The organism is Rhodococcus sp. MS13, from assembly GCF_013277835.1.
GTDB classification, from domain to species: domain Bacteria; phylum Actinomycetota; class Actinomycetes; order Mycobacteriales; family Mycobacteriaceae; genus Rhodococcus_F; species Rhodococcus_F erythropolis.
Map to the genome: position 1 here is coordinate 101,732 of NZ_VBTL01000008.1, position 19,966 is coordinate 121,697.

The 19,966-nt window shown below is 62.1% G+C and carries 21 protein-coding genes; 14 read left to right on the plus strand and 7 right to left on the minus strand.

Annotated elements, in window-relative coordinates; all coding sequences use genetic code 11:
• Window positions 1–135: 135 nt before the first annotated feature.
• The 9 genes from FEZ59_RS16965 to FEZ59_RS17005 all read left to right on the plus strand — a co-directional run bounded on the left by FEZ59_RS16965 (window position 136) and on the right by FEZ59_RS17005 (window position 8,899).
• On the plus strand, window positions 136–1,239 hold the full coding sequence (locus tag FEZ59_RS16965; protein WP_172932926.1) for a DNA-binding protein: 1,104 nt from the start codon (window positions 136–138) through the stop codon (window positions 1,237–1,239).
• A 225-nt stretch (window positions 1,240–1,464) separates the two neighbouring features.
• Complete coding sequence (locus FEZ59_RS16970; RefSeq protein WP_172932927.1) at window positions 1,465–2,061, plus strand: hypothetical protein; 597 nt, start codon at window positions 1,465–1,467, stop codon at window positions 2,059–2,061.
• A 282-nt stretch (window positions 2,062–2,343) separates the two neighbouring features.
• Window positions 2,344–3,849: an MFS transporter gene (locus tag FEZ59_RS16975; RefSeq protein ID WP_242459836.1), complete on the plus strand. Its 1,506-nt coding sequence runs from the start codon at window positions 2,344–2,346 to the stop codon at window positions 3,847–3,849.
• 63 nt (window positions 3,850–3,912) lie between these two features.
• Entirely contained in the window at window positions 3,913–4,593 is a 681-nt protein-coding gene (locus FEZ59_RS16980; protein WP_046379705.1) for a HEAT repeat domain-containing protein, read from the plus strand.
• Window positions 4,594–4,658: 65 nt separating this feature from the next.
• Entirely contained in the window at window positions 4,659–5,033 is a 375-nt protein-coding gene (locus FEZ59_RS16985; RefSeq protein WP_003942502.1) for a nuclear transport factor 2 family protein, read from the plus strand.
• 1 nt (window position 5,034) lies between these two features.
• Window positions 5,035–5,991, plus strand: coding sequence for an alpha/beta hydrolase (locus FEZ59_RS16990; RefSeq protein ID WP_092765148.1), 957 nt, complete (start codon window positions 5,035–5,037; stop codon window positions 5,989–5,991).
• 33 nt (window positions 5,992–6,024) lie between these two features.
• Window positions 6,025–6,981, plus strand: a complete 957-nt coding sequence (locus FEZ59_RS16995; RefSeq protein WP_069146755.1) for an SMP-30/gluconolactonase/LRE family protein — start codon at window positions 6,025–6,027, stop codon at window positions 6,979–6,981.
• Window positions 6,982–7,049: 68 nt separating this feature from the next.
• The gene (locus FEZ59_RS17000) at window positions 7,050–8,108 is read left to right on the plus strand and encodes a Dyp-type peroxidase (RefSeq protein ID WP_044480584.1); all 1,059 of its coding nucleotides are present in this window, start codon (window positions 7,050–7,052) and stop codon (window positions 8,106–8,108) included.
• The gene (locus FEZ59_RS17005; protein WP_020909834.1) at window positions 8,105–8,899 is read left to right on the plus strand and encodes a family 1 encapsulin nanocompartment shell protein; all 795 of its coding nucleotides are present in this window, start codon (window positions 8,105–8,107) and stop codon (window positions 8,897–8,899) included. Before FEZ59_RS17000 ends, FEZ59_RS17005 begins: the two co-directional genes overlap by 4 nt.
• Here the strand turns inward: FEZ59_RS17005 and FEZ59_RS17010 are convergent.
• From FEZ59_RS17010 to FEZ59_RS17020, 3 genes are read right to left on the minus strand one after another with little or no spacing between them, the layout of a single operon-like run.
• Complete coding sequence (locus FEZ59_RS17010) at window positions 8,888–9,214, minus strand: hypothetical protein (RefSeq protein WP_019746170.1); 327 nt, start codon at window positions 9,212–9,214, stop codon at window positions 8,888–8,890. The genes FEZ59_RS17005 and FEZ59_RS17010 overlap by 12 nt on opposite strands.
• Window positions 9,211–10,035, minus strand: coding sequence for a DUF692 domain-containing protein (locus FEZ59_RS17015; RefSeq protein ID WP_020909832.1), 825 nt, complete (start codon window positions 10,033–10,035; stop codon window positions 9,211–9,213). Before FEZ59_RS17015 ends, FEZ59_RS17010 begins: the two co-directional genes overlap by 4 nt.
• A 46-nt stretch (window positions 10,036–10,081) precedes the next feature.
• Window positions 10,082–10,552, minus strand: coding sequence for an Lrp/AsnC family transcriptional regulator (locus FEZ59_RS17020; RefSeq protein WP_020971454.1), 471 nt, complete (start codon window positions 10,550–10,552; stop codon window positions 10,082–10,084).
• A 154-nt stretch (window positions 10,553–10,706) separates the two neighbouring features.
• Here FEZ59_RS17020 and pdhA point away from each other — a divergent pair, with 154 nt between their 5' ends.
• From pdhA to FEZ59_RS17045, 5 genes are read left to right on the plus strand one after another with little or no spacing between them, the layout of a single operon-like run.
• The gene (pdhA, locus tag FEZ59_RS17025) at window positions 10,707–11,834 is read left to right on the plus strand and encodes a pyruvate dehydrogenase (acetyl-transferring) E1 component subunit alpha (RefSeq protein WP_020971453.1); all 1,128 of its coding nucleotides are present in this window, start codon (window positions 10,707–10,709) and stop codon (window positions 11,832–11,834) included.
• Between the two features lie 2 nt (window positions 11,835–11,836).
• Window positions 11,837–12,841, plus strand: coding sequence for an alpha-ketoacid dehydrogenase subunit beta (locus FEZ59_RS17030; RefSeq protein ID WP_046379701.1), 1,005 nt, complete (start codon window positions 11,837–11,839; stop codon window positions 12,839–12,841).
• Entirely contained in the window at window positions 12,838–14,061 is a 1,224-nt protein-coding gene (locus tag FEZ59_RS17035) for a dihydrolipoamide acetyltransferase family protein (protein ID WP_172932928.1), read from the plus strand. Before FEZ59_RS17030 ends, FEZ59_RS17035 begins: the two co-directional genes overlap by 4 nt.
• Window positions 14,061–15,470 carry a dihydrolipoyl dehydrogenase gene (gene lpdA, locus FEZ59_RS17040; RefSeq protein WP_202022943.1) on the plus strand — a complete coding sequence of 470 codons (1,410 nt, stop codon included), beginning with the start codon at window positions 14,061–14,063 and terminating at the stop codon, window positions 15,468–15,470. Before FEZ59_RS17035 ends, lpdA begins: the two co-directional genes overlap by 1 nt.
• A gap of 24 nt (window positions 15,471–15,494) precedes the next feature.
• Entirely contained in the window at window positions 15,495–16,601 is a 1,107-nt protein-coding gene (locus FEZ59_RS17045) for a Glu/Leu/Phe/Val dehydrogenase (RefSeq protein ID WP_172932929.1), read from the plus strand.
• Here FEZ59_RS17045 and FEZ59_RS17050 read toward each other — a convergent pair.
• The 4 genes from FEZ59_RS17050 to FEZ59_RS17065 form a co-directional block, all read right to left on the minus strand.
• Window positions 16,530–17,438, minus strand: a complete 909-nt coding sequence (locus FEZ59_RS17050; protein WP_172932930.1) for a TIGR04222 domain-containing membrane protein — start codon at window positions 17,436–17,438, stop codon at window positions 16,530–16,532. The genes FEZ59_RS17045 and FEZ59_RS17050 overlap by 72 nt on opposite strands.
• The gene (locus FEZ59_RS17055) at window positions 17,435–18,421 is read right to left on the minus strand and encodes a TIGR04222 domain-containing membrane protein (protein ID WP_242459837.1); all 987 of its coding nucleotides are present in this window, start codon (window positions 18,419–18,421) and stop codon (window positions 17,435–17,437) included. The genes FEZ59_RS17050 and FEZ59_RS17055 overlap by 4 nt, the downstream gene beginning before the upstream one ends.
• Complete coding sequence (locus tag FEZ59_RS17060) at window positions 18,355–19,134, minus strand: TIGR04222 domain-containing membrane protein (protein WP_153212805.1); 780 nt, start codon at window positions 19,132–19,134, stop codon at window positions 18,355–18,357. The genes FEZ59_RS17055 and FEZ59_RS17060 overlap by 67 nt, the downstream gene beginning before the upstream one ends.
• A 139-nt stretch (window positions 19,135–19,273) precedes the next feature.
• Window positions 19,274–19,951 (minus strand): SDR family oxidoreductase, encoded by a 678-nt coding sequence (locus FEZ59_RS17065; RefSeq protein WP_172932931.1) that lies wholly within the window; start codon window positions 19,949–19,951, stop codon window positions 19,274–19,276.
• Window positions 19,952–19,966: the final 15 nt, after the last annotated feature.

The window sequence follows — 19,966 nt, forward strand, 5'->3', positions numbered from 1 at the left end:
GCACGTGCGCCGTTTTGGTAGTTACCGCTACCGAAACGGCGCACAGTCGTATCTGGTAGATGACCCCAGATTGATTGCGAGATATATTGTCCAGCAGAAAAGTTACATTCAGTCGGTAACAGAAATGGATCAAGTGTGCTCAATGCTGCGAGGGTCTTCCGCATCGATGGTCAGAACGCCCTCCCATTCGGCCAGTCCACGCTAAAGCGACACAATCTGGTGGAGTCCGATTTAGAGCGCTGGGTAGTCGCCAACCCCGACGTTCTCGGCACAGGCGTGCAGATAGTGGCGACTCAATATGACAAGTGGGCATTACCGTCGGGCGATCGCGAAAAGTCCCGCCTCGATGTGTTGGCCCTTGACCCATCTGGCCAACTGATCGTCGTAGAGTTAAAGCGCGGCTCCGACAGCAAGATACATCTGCAGGCACTGACGTACGCCGCAATGGTTGCATCATTCACCATGGATACACTGGCCGAAGCGCATGCGGACTGGTGCAATCAGCAGAAACTTGACGATACGCTGACGATTACCAGCGCTGAAGCCCTGAACAGGTTGCGTTCGGTGGTGGCTGGAGAAGGAGAATGGACTCCTGATCTCCTCACGCGCCCCAAAATCGTACTCATCGCCGAGAGTTTCCACCCGCAGGTTTACACGACCGTCAAATGGCTTACAGAACTTGCCCCGACAGCACTCGACATCGAAATCCACACGGCCACGCTCTTCGCGATCGGTGATTCGGAATCCGAAGTGTCACAGCAGTTGTGCCTTACATTTCACTGCCAGTTCCCAGCTGAGGGAATTGAGACCAGAATCCTTACGGCGGGGATCCCGCAAGAAGCCGTGGACCAGGTAACGATGGAAATCGTTGAGCGTAGACGCAACAAGAAATCGGTCCACATCATTCAGCAATACGGGCTCATCGAACCTGGCGAACTTCTCACTATTGATTTAGGCACATCAGTCAATTCTGCCGTTCGTGCGGATGTCGAACGATGGATTTCGGAAGACAAGAACCGTGGGCGTGCCGAATGGGTTGGCGGCACAACCAAAGTACTGCGTTGGTGTGCAGAACCGGGCGGTACATCGTGGTCTCTTACGGGCCTTGGAAAGCACATCATCGAACAGGCAACGCAATCGAAGCCACATGTCCTTTCGGGGCCGGGCGTGTGGCTGCGAGGCGGCCGGACTCTTTACGACATTGCAAGCAACTTCCAGGAAACGGATGAGGACAGCTGAGTTCAAAATGTGATCGGCGCGGTTCGCGTGGAGCATCCTGTACGTAGAGCTGATATCTTGAGTCGCGTACAGGGGTTCGACAGCATTGGTGGGGGCATGGATGTCTGAGCTCTGTACCATTGCTGTTCGGTCACGTGCGCAGAATTTCAATTCCATTCTTTTGTAAATCGATCAGATCGGTATCCCGGCTTCCGGCGACATCCCTATATCGAATACCGCATCGCAATGATCGACGTCACCGGAAGGATCTCGATGCCTACGCGTTGTGCGGCTGTGATATTGGGGGTGCTGATTGCGCTGGCAGGATGCGCGAAGGAATCTGACGTAGAAGGTGAAGCCATGGTTCGCGGCGTATCAGTGAACAGAAATTTGACCGAATCTCTTGCGCGTCAGTCTGTTATCCGATACTTGACCGATACTTTGGCTCAGACTCCGAGCGATGCCGCGTTATCCCGTCAGCATCCTCAAGCTCCCAGCGGATTGTTTGGCAATGGAACTGTTCTGCCATGCATCGACGACGATACAGTCGGAAACCGGCCGCTGAACGTCATCGTCAAGTACTGGGTGGTCGGTATTCCACCGGGCAAGTCCGCTGAATACTTCGACACCATCCTCCGGGTGTGGCAAGACTTCGGATGGAAGAAGTTGGCGGCCGAAGGTGGGCTGAAATCGGCGACCGCGCGCACATCCGACGGCTATGCGTTCGATCTCTCTGCGAATACCAATGGCGACCTGATTGTCAGTGCCTCGTCTCCGTGTTTCCCAGCCGGTGCGCTCGGCGGCGAACCCTTCCCTCTCGGCATCGTCAACCCGAACCGGTGAACGGTAGGAATTCCCCACGTTCAAGTTCGAACCGAGAATCGTTGCCGTTGCTCATAATCCAAGGGCGGTTTCGAGTTCGTGACGCCAATCAGTCGTTGTCCTGATTGTCCCGCTCCGCGGAACATTCTGTAGCGCGCGTTCGACGCGAGGGCTGTGATGCAGGTAACACGTTGCCGAGAGTGGTAGCTGTCGTTCCACTGCACTTCCCCGCAAGGCCCCGGCCGACGGTATTCGGCAGGGGGTCAATCGAATTCGCAGGTGTCCCGAAAGGATTCTTCAGCCATGGCGTCTCATGTCCACAGCGACGGTTCGTCTCCCAGTCTGCCCGAATCGACGTCGATACCGGAGAGGTGGACTCCGCGACTGGTGTTCTCGCTGGCGTCGATCGTTCTTCTTCTCGAAATGCTCGCGGTGAGCTACATGATGATTTCCACGGCGCTGCCCGCCATCTCGGTGCATTATCAAACAACGCAGGGCGCTTGGCTGCTCACGTCGTTCCTGCTGCTGGGGGCGGTCGCGTCTCCGCTGCTCGGCAAGCTCGCAGATATGTACGGCAAACGAAAAGTCCTGCTCTTTGCGGTCGCCGGCGCAGCGGTCGGTTCCTTCATTTCGGCGATTGCGCCGAGCTATGCAGTCTTGATTCTGGGCCGGTCCCTGACTGGTCTGCTCGTTCCCTGCCTCTTCCTGAGCTACTCCCTCATTCGAGATGTCTTTCCGCCGAAAACCGTTGCGCTGGCTGTCAGTATTGCAACCTCCGGCATGGGCCTGATCGCTATTCCGGCGCCGTTCCTCACCGGTTGGTTGATCGACAACCACGGGTTCCGGAGCATCTTCTGGTTCTTCGTCATCGGTTTGGTTTTGCTCAGCGGCATGATCTTCGCTTCGACGGCGGAATCAGCTGTACGACTGCGTTCTTCGCTGGACCTCATCGGTGCGGTACTACTCGGATCGGGCATCGCCGGAATTCTGATCGGCGTCAGCTTCGGACCGACCTGGGGCTGGAAGAACGGCTCGACACTGGCCTATCTGATCGGCGGCGTCGCACTGCTGGTGGCGTGGGTTGCCTCTGCCCGAGCCATCCGTGAGCCCTTGATCGACCTGCGCTACTTCGGCAAGCGTTCGGTGATGCTCACCGCCGTCGGTGCCGGGTTCTGCTACGGCGCGTCGGGAGTCTTCACGATTTTGCTGCCGATGATGGTGATGACGCCAGCAGTTCTCGGCCTGGGATACGGATTCGGCGTCACGGCAGAAGGATTCGCGATCTTCCAGGCGCCGCTTGGTGGCATGGTGGTGGTCGGCGGCTTGATCGTAGGTTTCCTCGTGGGCCGCAACATCCGACCGCGTCTGCTGATGATTATCGGAATGATCCTCATGGCAGTCGGATTCACATTGACGGCCACCATTCACGACAACAAGCCGCTGCTCATCATCTTTGCCGGAATCTTCGGTGTCGGAATGGGTATGGGCTACGCATCTATCCCGAACCTGCTCATCGAGGCAGTGCCGCCGCAGTTGCAGGCAACCACGGCGAGCATGGTCGCGGTCTTCCAGAGCATCTTCCCCGCAGTGCTTCCCGTCATCGCCTTCACGGTCTTGAACTCGCACATCGCGATGGCGATGGAGGGCGCTGTGTTCTACACCGACGAGGGCATGCGTATCGCGTTCCTGATCGGTGCTGCTGCAGCAGTTCTCGGTGCGATCGCAGCCGTATTCCTGCCGCGAAACATCGTCCAGATCGGCGCAGAGGACGGCGCGGCGCAGGAGACGTCCCTGCTGCCGGCTCACTGAGTGGACATGCTGCGCGTGTAGATCCGGGCTGACAGGATTGGGTGTACTGACGAAAGGACTCCCATGACATTCGCGGATCTGGACGGCGATGAACTGTGGAGTTATCTGCAGGAGCGTTCAGGATTGCCCGGCCCGCGCGCGAACCTCGCGCTCATGCTCGAGTTCGCGCGCGGCGCCGATGACGACGACATCCTGCAGGCGGTGGAGTCCGAAGACGAATACATCCGCTGCTGTGGGATCGTCGGGCTCGGATTCATTCTCGTTCGTTCGCGCGACGAGGCTGTTCTGGACAGTCTGACGGAGGCGACCACCAGTGCTTCGTGGCGTGCACGTGAAGCTGCCGCGATGGCCGTTCAAGCGATAGGCGACACGGATCCGGAATTGTTCCGGGCGATCATCGAGCAGTGGGCGCGCTCCACCCATCCATTGACGCTGCGCGCAGCGGCTGCCGGGATCTGCGAGCCACGGTTGCTGAAGGACAGGACCAACGCTGCGCTGGCCGTCCAGGTGTGCCGAGACGCTACCGAGTGGATCGTCTCGCAACCAGCTGATGCCCGTCGTGACGCCGACACACGTACTCTCCGGCAGGCGCTCGGATACTGCTGGAGCGTCGCGGTCGCGGCTGATCCGGAGAATGCCCTGCCGGCATTCGTCTCCCTGGAGGCGTCGGACGACGCCGATGTCGTCTGGATCGTCCGGGAGAACCGGAAGAAGGCTCGCTTGCGCAAGGTGCTCGAAACCTGACCCGTGGACCAGAGACGTAGGTTATCCTCAGAATTAGAACCTGTTCTAACTACGAGGGGTAGACCATGGCACCGTCCGCAGAGGTAATCCGCAAGACCGTCGACGCCTACATCGAGACAGTTGCCACGGGCACTGCCGCCCAGGTTGTGGCCCTGTATGCCGAGGGTGCAACGGTTGAAGACCCGGTTGGTACCGATGTTCGCACCACCCGCGAGTCCATTCTCGAGTTCTACTCCGTGATCGAGAATTTCGACCAGGAAGCTCACCTTCAGACCCTCCGCATCGCCGGAAACGAAGCGGCATTTCACTTCTCGCTGATCACCAAGCTCGGCGAGCAGACCCTGACCATCGCACCCATCGACGTCATGACCTTCGACGACGACGGAAAGATCCTGTCGATGCGTGCATTCTGGAACCAGGAAGACATGATCACCGCCTGACATGACGGTCAAGACGATCGATGTCGACGGATTCCGTTGGCAGATTGACGATTCCGGTTCTGGGGCAGCTGTGGTTATGTGTCACGGCTTTCCCGGCCTCGGGTACAGCTACCGGCATCAGTCGGCAGCGTTGACGGAAGCGGGTTTTCGGGCGATCGCACTCGACATGCCCGGTTACGGCGGCACTACCCGCCCCGAAGCGGTCGAGGACTACACCAACGATGCCGTCGCGAACCGGCTGATCGACCTACTCGACGCTCTCGGAATCGACAAAGCGGTGTTCGTCGGCCACGATTTCGGCGCGCCCGTCGCATGGACGACCGCTCTGCGCCATCCCGATCGTGTTGCGGGGCTTGTCTCGTTGGCGGTCCCCTATGCGCCCGACAGGTTCCCCGCAAAACCCTCGACCATCTACGCCGCGATGGCGCGCAAGCATTTTCTGCACATTCACTATTTCCAAGAACCGGGTGCCGCGGAGCGCGAACTCGACGCCCGTCCACGTGAGTTTCTTCAGCGGCTTTTCCATGCCCTCTCCGGGGCTTACCGGTACCTCGACGTCTGGAAGAACCCGTCCGAAGGAAACGGCTACCTCGACGTACTGCCCGAGGCGCCTGCATTGCCGTGGTCGTGGCTCACCGAGGACGATCTGGATGTTTATGTAAAGGCCTTTACTGCAACATGTTTCACAGGCGGCTTGAACTGGTACCGAGCGTACGACGCCAATTGGGAACGCAGTGCGGATCTGGACGGCGCGAACGTCAACGTCCCGACGCTCTTCGTGGCGGGCGCCGAGGATCCGGTCGTAGCGATGAGCGGCCCCAAGGCATTGGACCGCATGAAGGACACCGTCCCCGACCTGCGGGGTGTGCACCTTCTCGGCGGCGCGGGGCACTTCGTACAGCAGGAACGTGCTACCGAGGTCAATGAACTTTTGATCTCTTTCCTTCGGTCGCTCTAGGCGAAATCGGGCCGAAGGTCTAGCGTTGCGCAGATGCGCACCAGGATCTTCGATCGCGGTATTCGGGTAGGTATCACCGGTGCTCTTGTTGCCGGTTCGCTTCTGGCTCTGGGTGTGTCCGGTGCCGCGGCCGCGCCGCCCTGCCCTGGATCGTCCCCCGCAATCCTCAGCGCCCAGATTCCGGGCGCAGCCCTCGAGGGTGTCACCGTGGACGGGCAGGGTCGCCTGTACACGACAGACCTGGTGAGTGGTCGAATCTTCCGCGTCGACGCGCCTGGTCAGGCCGCAGTTCCGATCGCGACGGTTCCCGGCGGTGCGGGCGCACTCGCGTGGAGCCCGGACGGTTCACTGCTGGTGGGAACCGGAGCAAACGCCGGCGTGCTGATCGGCGATCTGACGCGTGCTGCGTCGGTCGCGCGGGTGGACGTGAACTCGGGTGCCGTGACGCCGATCGCCGGTGGTCTGAGCGCTGCAAACGGCCTCGCCGTCGCGCACGACGGAACGATCTATGCCACCAACGATTTCGGTTCGTTGATCGGTAAGGTCAGTCCAGGCGGTGCCGTCGACCCGGCGTGGGCGACCTTCCCGAGTGCAAACGGCGCAGCCCTGAGCGCCGATAATCGCTGGCTCTACGTCTCGCGCACGTTCGCAAACCCGGGTGTCAGCCGCATCTCCGTCGACAATCCAGGGTATTCGGAATCGTTGGTCGATCTCGGCGGTCTCGAAACCTTCTCTGCTCCAGATGGTTTGACCCTGGACTCGCGAGATCGCGCAATCGTTCCCACGGACATCAGTGGTGAGGTGTGGCGGATCGACGGACCCGGCCAGTACTGCTCGCTCACCAGCGGACTGCAGGCGTCGAGTGTGCTGACCTACGGGCGTGGCACTTCCGGATTCGCGGCCGGGCATCTCTACCGCGCTGGGTTCGACGGAAAGATCTTCGAGATTCCGACTGGCTTCGACGCGGGCGCCCAGGCCGCGACACCGTAACGCGACACCTTCACTCGTCTTACCCACTACTGATGCCGGGACTGCCGGAATCGTCCATACTGGTCTGCATGGCGGAAACGAGTGAGATCGACGAGGCCGAAGTGGCCCTTCCCGCGATACCGCAGCCGTTGCTGACCCCGCTCACCGAAGCTGCGATCTTCCTGGTTTTCACCATCGACGAGGGTGGTGAGCAGGCAGTTCACGACGTTCTGGCGGATATTTCCGGGCTGCAACGCTCGATCGGATTCCGGGTTCCCGCCGGTGGCTTGGCCGCCGTCGTCGGCATCGGTTCGGATGCGTGGGACCGTCTGTTCGAGGGTCCACGGCCGGCAGAATTGCATCCTTTTGTCGAGTTGACCGGTGACAAACACCACGCTCCCCGCACACCGGGCGATCTGTTGTTCCACATCCGGGCCCGTCAGATGGACCTGTGCTTCGAGTTCGCCACGGTTGTGACCAACAGGTTGGCCGGCGCCGCGTCGGTGATCGACGAGGTCCACGGGTTCAAGTACTTCGAACAACGCGACCTCATGGGTTTTGTCGACGGCACCGAGAACCCGTCCGGGCAGGCCGCCTACGTTGCGGTCACCGTCGGTGACGAGGATCCGGACTTCGCAGGCAGCAGTTACGTCATCGTCCAGAAGTACCTCCACGACATGTCGGAGTGGAACTCACTGCCCGTCGAGGAGCAGGAGAACGTCATCGGACGCTCCAAGCTCGAAGACCTCGAGATGGACGACGACACCAAACCGGCCAACTCGCACACCGCCCTCACCGTCATCGAAGACGAATCCGGTGAGCAGATCCAGATCCTGCGCGACAACATGCCGTTCGGCCACGTCGGCTCCGCTGAGATGGGTACCTATTTCATCGGTTACTCGGCGTCGCCGACGGTCACCGAGCAGATGCTCACCAACATGTTCATCGGGAATCCCGTCGGCAACTACGACCGCATTCTCGATTTCTCGACCGCCGTCACCGGAATCAATTTCTTCGTTCCGACGGCGGACTTTCTCGACGATCCCCCGGACGCGCCGACCAGGCTCGTTCCCGAAGCGACGTTCACAGCGCCCATCTCTGACGGTTCTCTCGGAATCGGCAGCCTCAAAAGGAGTGCCCAGCAATGACAAACCTGCACCGCGACCTAGCACCCATTTCGGCAGCAGCCTGGGCCGAGATCGAAGAAGAGGCGAGCCGTACCTTCAAGCGCCACGTCGCCGGTCGTCGTGTGGTGGACGTGGAGGGCCCGTCGGGTGACGATCTTGCGGCCATCCCGCTCGGACATCAGGTGCCGATCAATCCCTTGGCCGACGGCGTCATCGCACATGCTCGTCAGTCCCAGCCGGTCATCGAACTGCGGGTCCCGTTCACCGTCAGCCGTCAGGCCATCGACGACGTCGAACGCGGCGCCAAGGACTCCGACTGGCAGCCGGTCAAGGATGCCGCCAAGCAGATCGCGTTCGCCGAGGACCGCGCCATCTTCGAGGGATACCCCGCAGCCAGCATTACCGGCGTGCGGGCGAGCGGTTCCAACCCGGAATTGAAGCTCCCCATCGACGCCAAGGACTACCCGGAAGCCATCAGCCAGGCGATCACGTCGCTGCGCCTGGCCGGTGTCAACGGACCGTACTCATTGCTCCTGAACGCTGACGCGTTCACCGCGATCAACGAGACCTCCGATCACGGCTACCCCATCCGCGAGCACCTGCGACGCGTTCTCGACGGCGAGATCATCTGGGCCCCGGCCATCGACGGCGCTTTCCTGCTGTCGACGCGTGGTGGTGACTACGAACTGCATCTGGGCCAGGACCTGTCCATCGGTTACCTCTCGCACGATGCGAACTCCGTCGAGCTGTACTTCCAGGAATCGATGACGTTCCTCATGTACACCAGCGAAGCCGTTGTCTCACTTGCGTAAGAGTCTTCGAAACCTCTGATGCCAGGGCGAGCGAGGCAGTTCGCCGATGTCCTGGAGGTGGGCGACAAAAGCCTGGGCGTCCGCGTGCGAAGACGTCTTCGGCCGTCCGTCGGCCCACGCTGTGAACAACCGAAGATAGCGATCGCCGAGAGTGTGGCGCACGACCGGAAGGTGGTGCGCCACTTCTCCTGCGCGCTTTCGGAGCAGTGCCGTCGAGACAACGGCAGCATCGTCTTTGTCGAAGCCTTCGGGTAGTTCGCCACCCGCCACCAGTGCGCGAATAAGCGCTTCTTGACGCTCACCGAGCGTGCTCATGTGCGTGACCAATCGGTGCCCGCGGTGATGCGATCCAGACCCGCTGCGTCGGCGATGGCATCGAGCTCGTCGAGCAATTCCAGTGCCGGCGGATAGTTTCCGTCGCGCTCGAGCATGATCGCGGGATGGTGACCGGCGGCGGTGAACTGCGCAAGGAGTTCCAGCACGGCTTCGGGCACAGGATCGGTATGCGTGTCGTGGTATTTGCCGTCGCTGATGCTGCCACCGGCGATGTGGCAGTATGCGATTCGCTCGAGTGGTAGCCGGCTCAGCTCGGCCCAGGGATCACGCCCTCGGTTGAGGGCATTGGCATAGACGTTCGCGATGTCGAGAACCAGCAGAGCCCCGGTGCGGTCGACGATCTCCGAGAGAAACTCCCCTTCGGTCAACTCGTCGTCGGGCCAGTCGAAAAGGGCGGCAACGTTTTCGACGGCAAACGGCACCGGTAGACCGTCCTGAGTCCGGGTGATGTTGCGTACCAAGGCGTCGACGGCTTCGTAGGTGCGTGGTAGTGGGAGCAGGTGCCCGGCCTCGATGCCGCCCGCCCGCACGAATGCGATGTGCTCGCTCGCCAAGGGGGCGTCCAGTAGCTGGGCTGCATGCGCAAGGTGATCGATCCGTGCCTGATCTACCGCCTCGGCCCCGCCAAGGGAGAGCGAGATTCCGTGCGGGACCACCGGAACTCCCAGCGAACCGAGGTGCGGCGGTATCTCGGTTCCGATGGATTCGGCAATGACTTCGCAGAATGCCAGGCCGTCTAGCTGCGCGATGATTCCGGATACCTCGGGACGCCAACCGATTCCCAGGCCGTACAGGGTCATTCGAGTCACCTCCCGTGTGCAACTGCTAACGGCGACTATAGACGGATCAGCCGGGCAACCAGTTGGGTCCCGGACCGTTGCCTTCTTCGAAGATCAGCCACGTTTTGGTCGAGAGAACCCCGTCGAGTCCCTGGAGTTCTTCGAGAACGGTGTGGCGTAGTTCCTGGTTGTCCGGGGCTCGAACCAGCACCAGAACGTCGAAGTCGCCGCCGAGGAGGGAGAAGTGCTCGACAAACGGCAGTGCCTTCAACGACGCAGCCAGACCTCGCCACGAGTGCTGCCTGATCGAGAGCGCCACGTACGCCGAGGAGCCGAGTCCGGCCTTCTCATGGGCGATCCGCGTCGTGAATCCGGTGATGATTCCGGCGTCCTCGAGCCTTTCGATGCGGACGTAGGCGTGAGCGCGAGATATGTGCGCCTTCTCGGCCAGTGCACGCATGGAGATGCGACTGTCTGCGACCAGTTCGGCGATGATGCGGCGGTCGATCGCATCGAGAGCGTGCGGTTCGGTGGCCATCTGTCCATTCCTGCTTCGGTAGTCGAGTCGGTTGATGGACATATTGCTGCCCGAATCCTCATGATAGGCCGTTTGTCTTGAATCTTCGACGCCTTCTGCCATTACGTCGCCGAAGTGCGAATACTGATGGACACAACGTCTTCTGGAGGTAGAAGTGACTCTTGTCGAGCCCTTGGGGGAACTGCGGTATCAAAAGTTCCTGCCGGCCGATTCCGCGGTGCAGTACCTCGACCCTGCTGGAGAACTGACGCGCAGCGAGGCCCGCTACGCAAAACCGAGCGACGATCGCCTGATCGAGATGTATCGAAAGATGTTCCTGGGCAGACGCTTCGACCAGCAGGCGACGGCGCTGACCAAACAGGGGCGCTTGGCCGTGTATCCGTCCTCGCGAGGGCAGGAGGCATGCCAGATCGCGGCAGCGATGAGTCTGGAGCCGAGTGACTGGCTCTTCCCCACCTATCGGGATTCGATGGCGTTGGCTGCTCGGGGTGTCGATCCGGTGCAGATTCTGAGCATGCTTGCCGGCGACTGGCACTGCGGGTACGACCCGGTAGCGCTGCGCAGTGCGCCGCAGTGCACCCCGCTGGCAACGCAATTGCTGCATGCAGCGGGGGTGGCCTACGGGGAGTCCCGACGGGGCCTGAACACCGTCGCGCTGGCGCTCTGCGGCGACGGGGCCACCAGTGAGGGTGATTTCCACGAAGCGCTGAACTTCGCCGCCGTCTTCAAGGCACCGGTCGTCTTTCTGGTGCAGAACAACGGATTTGCGATCAGCGTGCCGTTGTCACGTCAAAGCGCAGCACCGACGTTGGCGCACAAGGGCGTCGGCTACGGGATCGGCAGCGAGCAGGTCGACGGCAACGATCCTGTTGCGATGATGGCCGTCATGGACGAGGCGGCGCGCTTCGTCCGCAGCGGAAACGGACCGGTGATCGTCGAGGCACACACCTATCGCATCGACGCACACACCAATGCCGACGACGCCTCCCGCTACCGCGACAGCGCCGAGGTGGAAAGCTGGCTCGGGCGAGATCCGTTGCCGCGTCTCGAAAAGTATCTGCGCGCACACGATCTGATCGACGACGCGTTCGTGGAATCACTGACCGCAGAGGCAGAAGCCGAGGCCGCCACACTTCGCGCCGGCATGAACGTCGACCGCCCGCACGATCCGCTCGATCTGTTCCGGTACGTCTTCGCCGAGCAGACACCGCAATTGCGTGAGCAACAAGCCCAACTCGAAACCGAACTTGCTGCCGAAGCCGCTGACACAGGGGGACACTGACCATGCCCATGCTCACGATGGCTCAGGCCCTCAACACCGCGCTACGGGACTCTCTGGCTGCGGACGACAACGTTGTCGTCTTCGGTGAGGACGTCGGCACCCTGGGCGGCGTTTTCCGCGTCACCGACGGCCTCACCCGCGACTTCGGCGACGACCGATGCTTCGACACTCCCCTCGCCGAGTCCGGCATCATCGGATTCGCAATCGGCATGGCCATGGCTGGTTTTCGTCCGGTCGTGGAAATGCAGTTCGACGCGTTTGCCTATCCGGCATTCGAGCAGATCGCCTCCCACGTCGCAAAGATCCGCAACCGTACCAAGGGTGCACTGTCGATTCCGATAGTCATCCGTGTTCCTTTTGCCGGCGGTATCGGCGGGGTGGAGCATCACTGTGATTCCAGCGAGGGCTACTACGCACACACGCCCGGCCTGAAGGTCGTGGCGCCGTCCACGGTGGAAGATGCGTACTCACTGCTACGTTCGGCGATCGAGGACCCCGACCCGGTGATCTTCCTCGAACCCAAGAAGCTGTACTTCTCGCGAGCCGATGTCGAACTGACCGCACGTGAGCCGATCGGGCGCGCCGTCGTCCGGCGCCCCGGTCGTGACGCGACGCTCGTTGCCTACGGTCCGTCCGTGGAGGTTGCACTGAAGTCCGCCGAGGCTGCTGCGGCCGAGGGCCGCGACATCGAGGTGATCGACATCCGGTCGATAGTGCCGTTCGACGACGAGACGGTCACCGCGTCGGTGCGAAAGACCGGACGCTGCATCGTCATCCAGGAAGCGCAGGGCTTTGCCGGTGTTGGTGCGGAAATTGCTGCTCGCGTGCAGGAGCGATGCTTCCACCATCTCCACGCTCCGGTGCTCAGGGTCAGCGGATTCGACATCCCCTACCCCGCGCCGAAGCTCGAGCGTCACCACCTGCCCAGCGTCGACCGTGTCCTGGACGCCGTCGACCGTCTGCAGTGGAACGACGCCCCGGACACCCGTTGGGCGGTGACGGCATGAGCAATCAGGTATTCATGCTCCCCGACCTGGGTGAAGGTCTGGCCGAGGCCGATATTGCGGAGTGGCACGTCAAGGTCGGCGACGTGGTCACCATCGATCAGATCGTCGTCGAGGTCGAGACTGCGAAAGCTGCTGTGGACGTGCCTATCCCGTTCGCCGGGACCGTCGTCGAATTACATGGCAAGGACGGCGACACCTTGAAGGTGGGCACGCCGTTGATCACTGTGAGTGGTGGCGGCAGTGTCGACGCGGTCGTTTCGGCCAACCACGAGCGTTACCGTGAAGAGGAACGCGCGGGTTCGGGCAACGTCCTGATCGGCTACGGCACCAGTGAGGATGCACCGAGACGCCGACGTCGGACTCCTTCGTCGGTACGCGTGATCTCACCAATCGTTCGTAAGCTGGCTGTCGACAACGATATCGACCTCTCCTCGCTCTCCGGATCCGGTGCCGGCGGGGTGATAACGCGCGCTGACGTCGAGGCCGGGTCGAACACCGGCCCGGAGACGGAAACGTCGCACGTGAGCGACCAACGCATCCCGATCAAGGGGCTTCGCAAGGTGGTGGCCGACAAGCTGTCCACCAGCCGCCGTGAGATCCCTGACGCGACAACCTGGGTCGACGTCGACGCCACCGAACTGTTGGCGGCGCGAGCCGAGATCAACAAGTCACTGCCCGATTCCGACAAGATCAGCCTGATGGCGCTCCTGGCTCGGCTGACCATCGCGGCGTTGGCGCAGTACCCCGAACTGAACTCGTCGGTCGATACTGCTCGAGGCGAGATCGTTCGACACGCCCGCACGCACCTGGGAATCGCCGCACAGACACCGAAGGGATTGATGGTACCGGTCATTCGCAATGCCGATACCCTGAGCGCTGTCGAACTCGCACAAGCACTTCGGGTGACCACCGACCTTGCGCGCGACGGCAAACTCGAACCCGCCCGCCTGACCGGCGGCACGTTCACGCTCAACAACTACGGGGTATTCGGGGTCGACGGATCGACTCCGATCATCAACCACCCCGAGGCGGCGATACTCGGCATCGGACGCATCATCGACAAGCCGTGGGTGGTGAACGGCGAGTTGACCGTCCGTAAGGTCACTCAGATCTCGTTGAGCTTCGACCACCGCGTCTGTGACGGAGGCGAAGCCGGTGGATTCCTGAGGCTGTTCGGTGACTACATCGAGAACCCGATCCGCGTCCTGGGAAGGCTCTGATGACCAAGGCTCTGATGACCAAGGCTCCGATGACAACTGCAGAACCCCACAGCGACGTCGTGATCCTCGGTGGAGGATCGGGCGGCTATGCCTGCGCCATCCGCGCCGCCCAACTCGGATTGTCGGTCACGCTGATCGAGGCGGACAAGGTCGGCGGAACGTGCCTGCACCGCGGATGCATCCCGACCAAGGCGCTGCTGCATTCCGCCGAGGTGGCCGATTCGGCACGCACCAGTGAGCAATTCGGAGTCCGAGCATCTTTTGACGGCATCGACGTCGCGCAGGTGCACGACTACAAAAACGGGACAGTCGAGCGGCTGTACAGCGGTCTGCAAGGTTTGTTGGCGCAACACAAGATCACTATCGTCAACGGATACGGAACGTACGTCGGTGGGCGAAGCATCGACGTCGACGGAACCCGCTATACCGGAACATCACTCGTTCTGGCCACCGGTTCGTATCCGCGGGAACTGCCCGGCATAGAACTCGGCCGCCGGATCCTCACCAGTGACCAGGCGCTCGAACTCGACCGGGTGCCCACCAGCGCGACAGTGCTCGGTGGCGGTGTCATCGGCGTCGAGTTCGCGAGCCTCTGGCGCTCGTTCGGCGCCGAAGTCACGATCGTCGAGGCACTCCCCCGACTGATCGCCGCCGAGGACCCGTGGTCGTCGAAGCAGCTGGAGCGGGCTTACCGGAAACGCGGAATCGTCTGTAAGACAGACACAAAGATCGTTTCCGCGAAAGAAGCAGCCGATTCGGTCCGCATCGAACTAGGTGACGGAACGATAGTCGATACCGACCTACTGTTGGTCGCCGTCGGCCGCGGACCCCGCACGGACGGTAACGGTTTCGAAGAAAACGGAATCAGCCTCGACAAGGGATTTGTCGTCACCGACGAACGCCTCCGTACGTCCGTGGACGGTGCGTACGCGGTCGGCGACATCGTGCCCGGTCTTGCGTTGGCGCACCGAGGTTTCCAACAAGGAATCTTTGTGGCTGAACAGATCGCCGGGAAGGATCCGATACCGGTCGCCGAACACTTGATTCCTCGCGTGACGTACTCACATCCCGAAGTTGCGTCGGTCGGACTCGGCGAAGAGGCGGCGCGCACGCAGTACGGTGACGTCTCCACCGTCGTCTACGACCTGTCGGGTAACGGCAAGAGTCAGATCCTGCGAACCACCGGGGGAATCAAAGTGATTCGCAGCGGAACCAGAGGTCCCGTCGTCGGCGTCCACCTGGTAGGCGACCGGGTTGGTGAACTGATCGGTGAGGCGCAGTTGGCCGTCGCCTGGGAAGCACTTCCCGATGAAGTGGGGCGTTTCATCCACGCACACCCCAGCCAGAACGAGGCGTTGGGCGAGGCCATGCTCGCACTCGCGGGAACACCACTGCACGCGCACAGCTGAACCATGACCAGAAGAGGATCTGCAATGAGCATCGACGACGAACTGCGCTGGGACGGTGAACTGACCGTCGCCCGACATGATCGGGAGACCGGCACGACCTTTGTGATCCGAATCGACTCCACCCGTCTGGGACCGGCGTCGGGTGGCACGCGGGCGGCGCATTATCCCTCGATCGGTCACGCGCTGGCGGACGCCGGGAAGCTGGCCGGCGCAATGACTTTGAAGATGGCGGTCTCCGACCTGCCGATGGGTGGCGGGAAGTCGGTGATAGCACTGCCCGCACCGCGCAATCGGATCGACTCGGCGACTTGGTCTCGTATCCTCGACATTCACGCGGAGAACATCGACAAGCTCGAAGGAAACTACTGGACCGGTCCTGACGTCAACACCAACTCTTCCGACATGGATCAGCTCAGTCGCACCACCAAGTACGTCTTCGGGCGTTCGGTCGACAACGGTGGCGCCGGTTCCAGCGCGCACGCCACGGCTCTGGGCGTGTTCGAAGCGATGAAGGCCACGGCGCGCCGTCGTGGACTCGGAACACTCGACGGCCGAAAGGTGCTGGTTCAGGGGCTCGGCGCCGTCGGCGGGGATGTTGTACGTCTCGCAGCGCAGGCTGGGGCACGCCTGCTTGTTGCCGATACGGACCCGCAGCGCCTCGAGGCGGCTTCTCTTGCGGGGCACACGATCGTTCCTGCGGACGAGGTACTTCGAACGTCGTGTGACCTCTTTGCTCCCTGTGCGATGGGAGGCATCATCGATTCCGCTGCTGCTGCGTCGATTCCGACTCTGGCCGTGGCGGGCGCAGCAAACAACATCTTGACCGATGCCGCTGCGGGCGAGGTTCTGCGAAGCCGCGGGGTTCTCTGTGCCCCTGATTTCGTGGCGAACGCAGGCGGAGCCTTTCACCTCGTGGGGCGAGAAGTCCTGGGGTGGAACGAAGACGACGTCGTCGAACGAACCCGAGGGATCGGTCGAACTCTGGACGAGGTGTATTGGTTGAGCGAGGAACGTGGCATCACTACCGAGGCCGCAGCGCTTCTGCTCGCCCGGACGCGGCTATCCCCCGCATCCACCACCGCCGCCGCCACATCCGCCACCCCCGCTGCAGCTGCCTCCTCCCCCGTCTGAACTACCGCCGTCCGAACCCCCGCTACTTCCGCTGCCGTCGGCACCGATTCCGGCGGCGGAGGCCAAGGCGGGATTGATCATCAGCATCGCCGAACCGGCGAAGAGAGCGGCGGACATCCCCGCCAAGCGTGGTCCGTAGGCAGAGAAGGCAGGCTTGTTGCGCGGGGACAGGTAGGCGTGTGCCGTGGTCAGTTCCGAACGTGCCGCATTGCCCGAGGTGGTGCGATCGAAGTTGAGCCCGAGCAGCGGGATGCTGAACCCGGTGACGAGTACGGCGAGAATCAGAAACTCGACGGGCTTGTCGTTGTGCAGTCCGAAAGCAACGCGGACGATACCCACGGCCACCAGGATCTTCAGCGGAACTGTGGAGAGAAAGATTGAACGCCTGGTGCTGTCGGAGGTCAGGTATCCCCGGTCCGCCAAAGAGTTTCGTAGGCGAGCTGTTTCCACCGTCATGCGCTCGGCGAGTTGCCGCCGACGATGGGGTAGAGCCTGCTGGGCCAGGCGCTGGTACACGGTGAGGGTGTACCAGTCCAGGGTTTCGTCGCCAGGGCCCAACGGGCGCAGGACAGCGCCGTCGGTGGTGATCAGATCAGCGCTACGCAGGATTGCCAACGATGCTGCGATGGCGCGTGACTCGCCGGTGAGCATTCCGACTTCCGGAGGCGTCAGTTGCTCGGCGGAATACCCGTGCTCGGTTGAGTACCCGTACCGGCGTGCCCGGATCATCAGACGCCACACCAGAGTGAGAACCATGAGCGTGGCCGATACGGCTATGTAGCCGTAGAGGAAATCCTCGCTGGGGATCCCCCAAGTGTCGGCTGCATGCGTGCTCATCCCCCACACCCCCCGCCGCCGCAACTGCTACCGCTGCCGCCACCGCCGTCCGAGCCGGATGAACCGGATGAGGAGCCACAACTGTAGTAGCTCGAACCCCCGCCGCCCGGGGTGTACGCGGCGCCCGCAGCCACTGCTCCCGCCAGCGCGGGATCGATCAGAACCAGAGCTCCCGAACCGAAGAGCGCCGCCGAGAGCCCGGCGAGCGAGGGACCATAGCTCGAGTACGCGGGCCGCAGTTTCGGTGAGAGGTACGAGTTTTCGTGCTTGAGGCGTCGAAGCTCGCTGTCGCCCAAAGCTGTCCGACGACGCTTGATGCGGAGAAGTGGAATCATCAGCGCGAGAACGATGATGGTGAGGAGCAGAAACCCGACCGGCTTACCGCCGGCGATGCCGGCGACGAGACGGACTACGCCGAGACCAATTACCGCCAGGATCGGAACGGTCCGAAAGGCGGCAGTCAGCCCGTCCTGCGGGCGTTGCAAGTATCCCTCGTCGATCAGCGTCGTACGTAGTTGTGCGAGTGCGACGTTCAGCCGTCCCATCAGACGCACCTGCCGCAGCGGGACCTTTCCGTTTCCGAGCCGCTTGTGCACCGTACGGGTGAACCAGTCGAGACGATTCTTGTCCTCCGCACTGAGTGCCTGCTTGGTCTTGCCTTCGGTGCTGATCAGTTCGGCGCTACGCAGAATAGCCATCGACGCCAGCACCGCTTGGTAGTCACTGGTCAAGGCACCGATCTCGGGAGGAGTGAGCGGCCGACGGACCGAGTCGACGACCACCGGTGACCGGCGCGCAGTCATTCGGCTGTACAGCGAGAGTCCGATCGCGACGGCAGCCGCCACCAGGTACCACTGAAGGAAAGTCTGGCTGGGGATCCCCCACGTGTCGGCTGAGTAGTAGTTGTTCACCGCACTCACCCCCCACAGCTCACGGTGCTCGAGAAGGTCGAGCAACTGGACGGTGAAGATCCGCCGCCGCATCCGGGTGCCCAACCGCCGTCGCGACCCGGACCGAAGAGTGCCGCGGCAATACCCGCAGACGTTGCCCCGTAGGTGGCAAACGACGGTTGGAAATTCGGTGTGAGGTAGGAGTATTCGTCCTTCAAGCGACTCAATTCGACCTGGCCGAAACGAGTGCGTCGGCTCAGGCGGAGAAGGGTTACGACAATCAGGGCGAGGCAGACGACAACGAGCGGAAGGTATCCCACCGGGTTCTCGTTCACGACAGTGAATCCGGTCCTGATTGTGCCGACCACGGCGACGATAACGACCGGTACCACGGACAATCGCGTCAAAGTGTGTTCACGATTGCCGTTCAGGTAGCCGGCCTGCACCAGGTCGCTACGAAGCTCCAACAGCGGCAGAGGAAGTGTCGGCACGAGCCGGGAGGGCACGGCAGTTCCACCGGCGTCGTCGATCCGCTGGCGGACGATGCGGGTGAAGCGGTCATGCTGACCCTGGCCGGCAGAATATGCAGCACTCTCGAGTTCTGCCACGGCAGCGCGTACCGCACGCTCGTCGCTGGTCAGTACTCCCATCTCCGGTGGTGTGAGTGTGCGCAATGCAGGTGTGGGCTTGCGCATGGCGACGCCTCTGATCACAAGTGCGATCACCATCGCTCCGGTGGCAGCGGCGACGTACCACCCGAGGAAAGCCTCGGTGGAAATTCCCCACGTATTCGTATGATCATGCATCGCACACCACCTCTCGATGAACTCCTGAGAACCAGTCCAGTCTCTTTGTCCGACAACTGATGTCAGTATCGGGCCAGTACCCGGAAAAGCGATATCCGGGTGGCCATCGTCATCATTCCGTTACCGGCGAACTGGGGATTTACCGGCCGGTAGGTCGAAGCACGATCTCCGTGGGGTGTGCATCGGACGGTGTTTCGACGGCAGTGAGTACGGCACGCGCCACAGTGGAGGCCTTCAGGAAGCGCTCCGGGTCGTACTCGTCGCCCTCGCCGGCGACGATGTCGCGCTGCATATCGGTGTCGATCCGACCGGGGTGAATGGAGGTGACCCGCAAGGACGGCTCTTCCAGGCGCAGTGCGTCTCCGAAAGCGCGCAGGGCGAACTTGCTGGCCGCGTACGAGCCCCAGCCGGCGTTGGCGCGCAGTCCGGCACCGGAATTGATCAGTACGACGTGGCCACCGGCTGCCCTGAGGGCAGGAAGGAGGACTCGAGTGAGTTCGGCGACGGCGATGACGTTTGCCTCGAGGGTGTGTCGCCACTGATCGACCGAGGATTCCTCGATGGTTCCGATGTCGGCCACGCCGGCGTTGTGTACCAGCACGTCGAGCGTCGTGATGGACGAGGCAGCGACCGCGACGGCGTCGTAGTCCGTGAGGTCGAGGGGTAGAGGCGTCGATCCGGGTAGTTCCGCGCAGATCGGCTCGAGGGCCTGCGCGGATCGTGCACCGAGCAGCAGGTCGTGTGTCGGCGCCAGTTCGCGTGCGATGGCAGCTCCGAGGCCGCGACTGGAACCGGTGATCAAGGCAGTAGGACGCATGGTCCGAGCCTATCG

Excerpts from the sequence above, each read along its gene's own strand:
- FEZ59_RS16970 (WP_172932927.1), top strand. The coding sequence starts at position 1,465 with ATGATCGACGTCACCGGAAGGATCTCGATGCCTACGCGTTGTGCGGCT.
- FEZ59_RS16975 (WP_242459836.1), top strand. The coding sequence starts at position 2,344 with ATGGCGTCTCATGTCCACAGCGACGGTTCGTCTCCCAGTCTGCCCGAA.
- FEZ59_RS16980 (WP_046379705.1), top strand. The coding sequence starts at position 3,913 with ATGACATTCGCGGATCTGGACGGCGATGAACTGTGGAGTTATCTGCAG.
- FEZ59_RS16985 (WP_003942502.1), top strand. The coding sequence starts at position 4,659 with ATGGCACCGTCCGCAGAGGTAATCCGCAAGACCGTCGACGCCTACATC.
- FEZ59_RS16990 (WP_092765148.1), top strand. The coding sequence starts at position 5,035 with ATGACGGTCAAGACGATCGATGTCGACGGATTCCGTTGGCAGATTGAC.
- FEZ59_RS16995 (WP_069146755.1), top strand. The coding sequence starts at position 6,025 with ATGCGCACCAGGATCTTCGATCGCGGTATTCGGGTAGGTATCACCGGT.
- FEZ59_RS17000 (WP_044480584.1), top strand. The coding sequence starts at position 7,050 with ATGGCGGAAACGAGTGAGATCGACGAGGCCGAAGTGGCCCTTCCCGCG.
- FEZ59_RS17005 (WP_020909834.1), top strand. The coding sequence starts at position 8,105 with ATGACAAACCTGCACCGCGACCTAGCACCCATTTCGGCAGCAGCCTGG.
- FEZ59_RS17010 (WP_019746170.1), bottom strand. The coding sequence starts at position 9,214 with ATGAGCACGCTCGGTGAGCGTCAAGAAGCGCTTATTCGCGCACTGGTG.
- FEZ59_RS17015 (WP_020909832.1), bottom strand. The coding sequence starts at position 10,035 with ATGACCCTGTACGGCCTGGGAATCGGTTGGCGTCCCGAGGTATCCGGA.
- FEZ59_RS17020 (WP_020971454.1), bottom strand. The coding sequence starts at position 10,552 with ATGGCCACCGAACCGCACGCTCTCGATGCGATCGACCGCCGCATCATC.
- FEZ59_RS17030 (WP_046379701.1), top strand. The coding sequence starts at position 11,837 with ATGCCCATGCTCACGATGGCTCAGGCCCTCAACACCGCGCTACGGGAC.
- FEZ59_RS17035 (WP_172932928.1), top strand. The coding sequence starts at position 12,838 with ATGAGCAATCAGGTATTCATGCTCCCCGACCTGGGTGAAGGTCTGGCC.
- lpdA (WP_202022943.1), top strand. The coding sequence starts at position 14,061 with ATGACCAAGGCTCTGATGACCAAGGCTCCGATGACAACTGCAGAACCC.
- FEZ59_RS17045 (WP_172932929.1), top strand. The coding sequence starts at position 15,495 with ATGAGCATCGACGACGAACTGCGCTGGGACGGTGAACTGACCGTCGCC.
- FEZ59_RS17050 (WP_172932930.1), bottom strand. The coding sequence starts at position 17,438 with ATGAGCACGCATGCAGCCGACACTTGGGGGATCCCCAGCGAGGATTTC.
- FEZ59_RS17055 (WP_242459837.1), bottom strand. The coding sequence starts at position 18,421 with ATGCGGCGGCGGATCTTCACCGTCCAGTTGCTCGACCTTCTCGAGCAC.
- FEZ59_RS17060 (WP_153212805.1), bottom strand. The coding sequence starts at position 19,134 with ATGCATGATCATACGAATACGTGGGGAATTTCCACCGAGGCTTTCCTC.
- FEZ59_RS17065 (WP_172932931.1), bottom strand. The coding sequence starts at position 19,951 with ATGCGTCCTACTGCCTTGATCACCGGTTCCAGTCGCGGCCTCGGAGCT.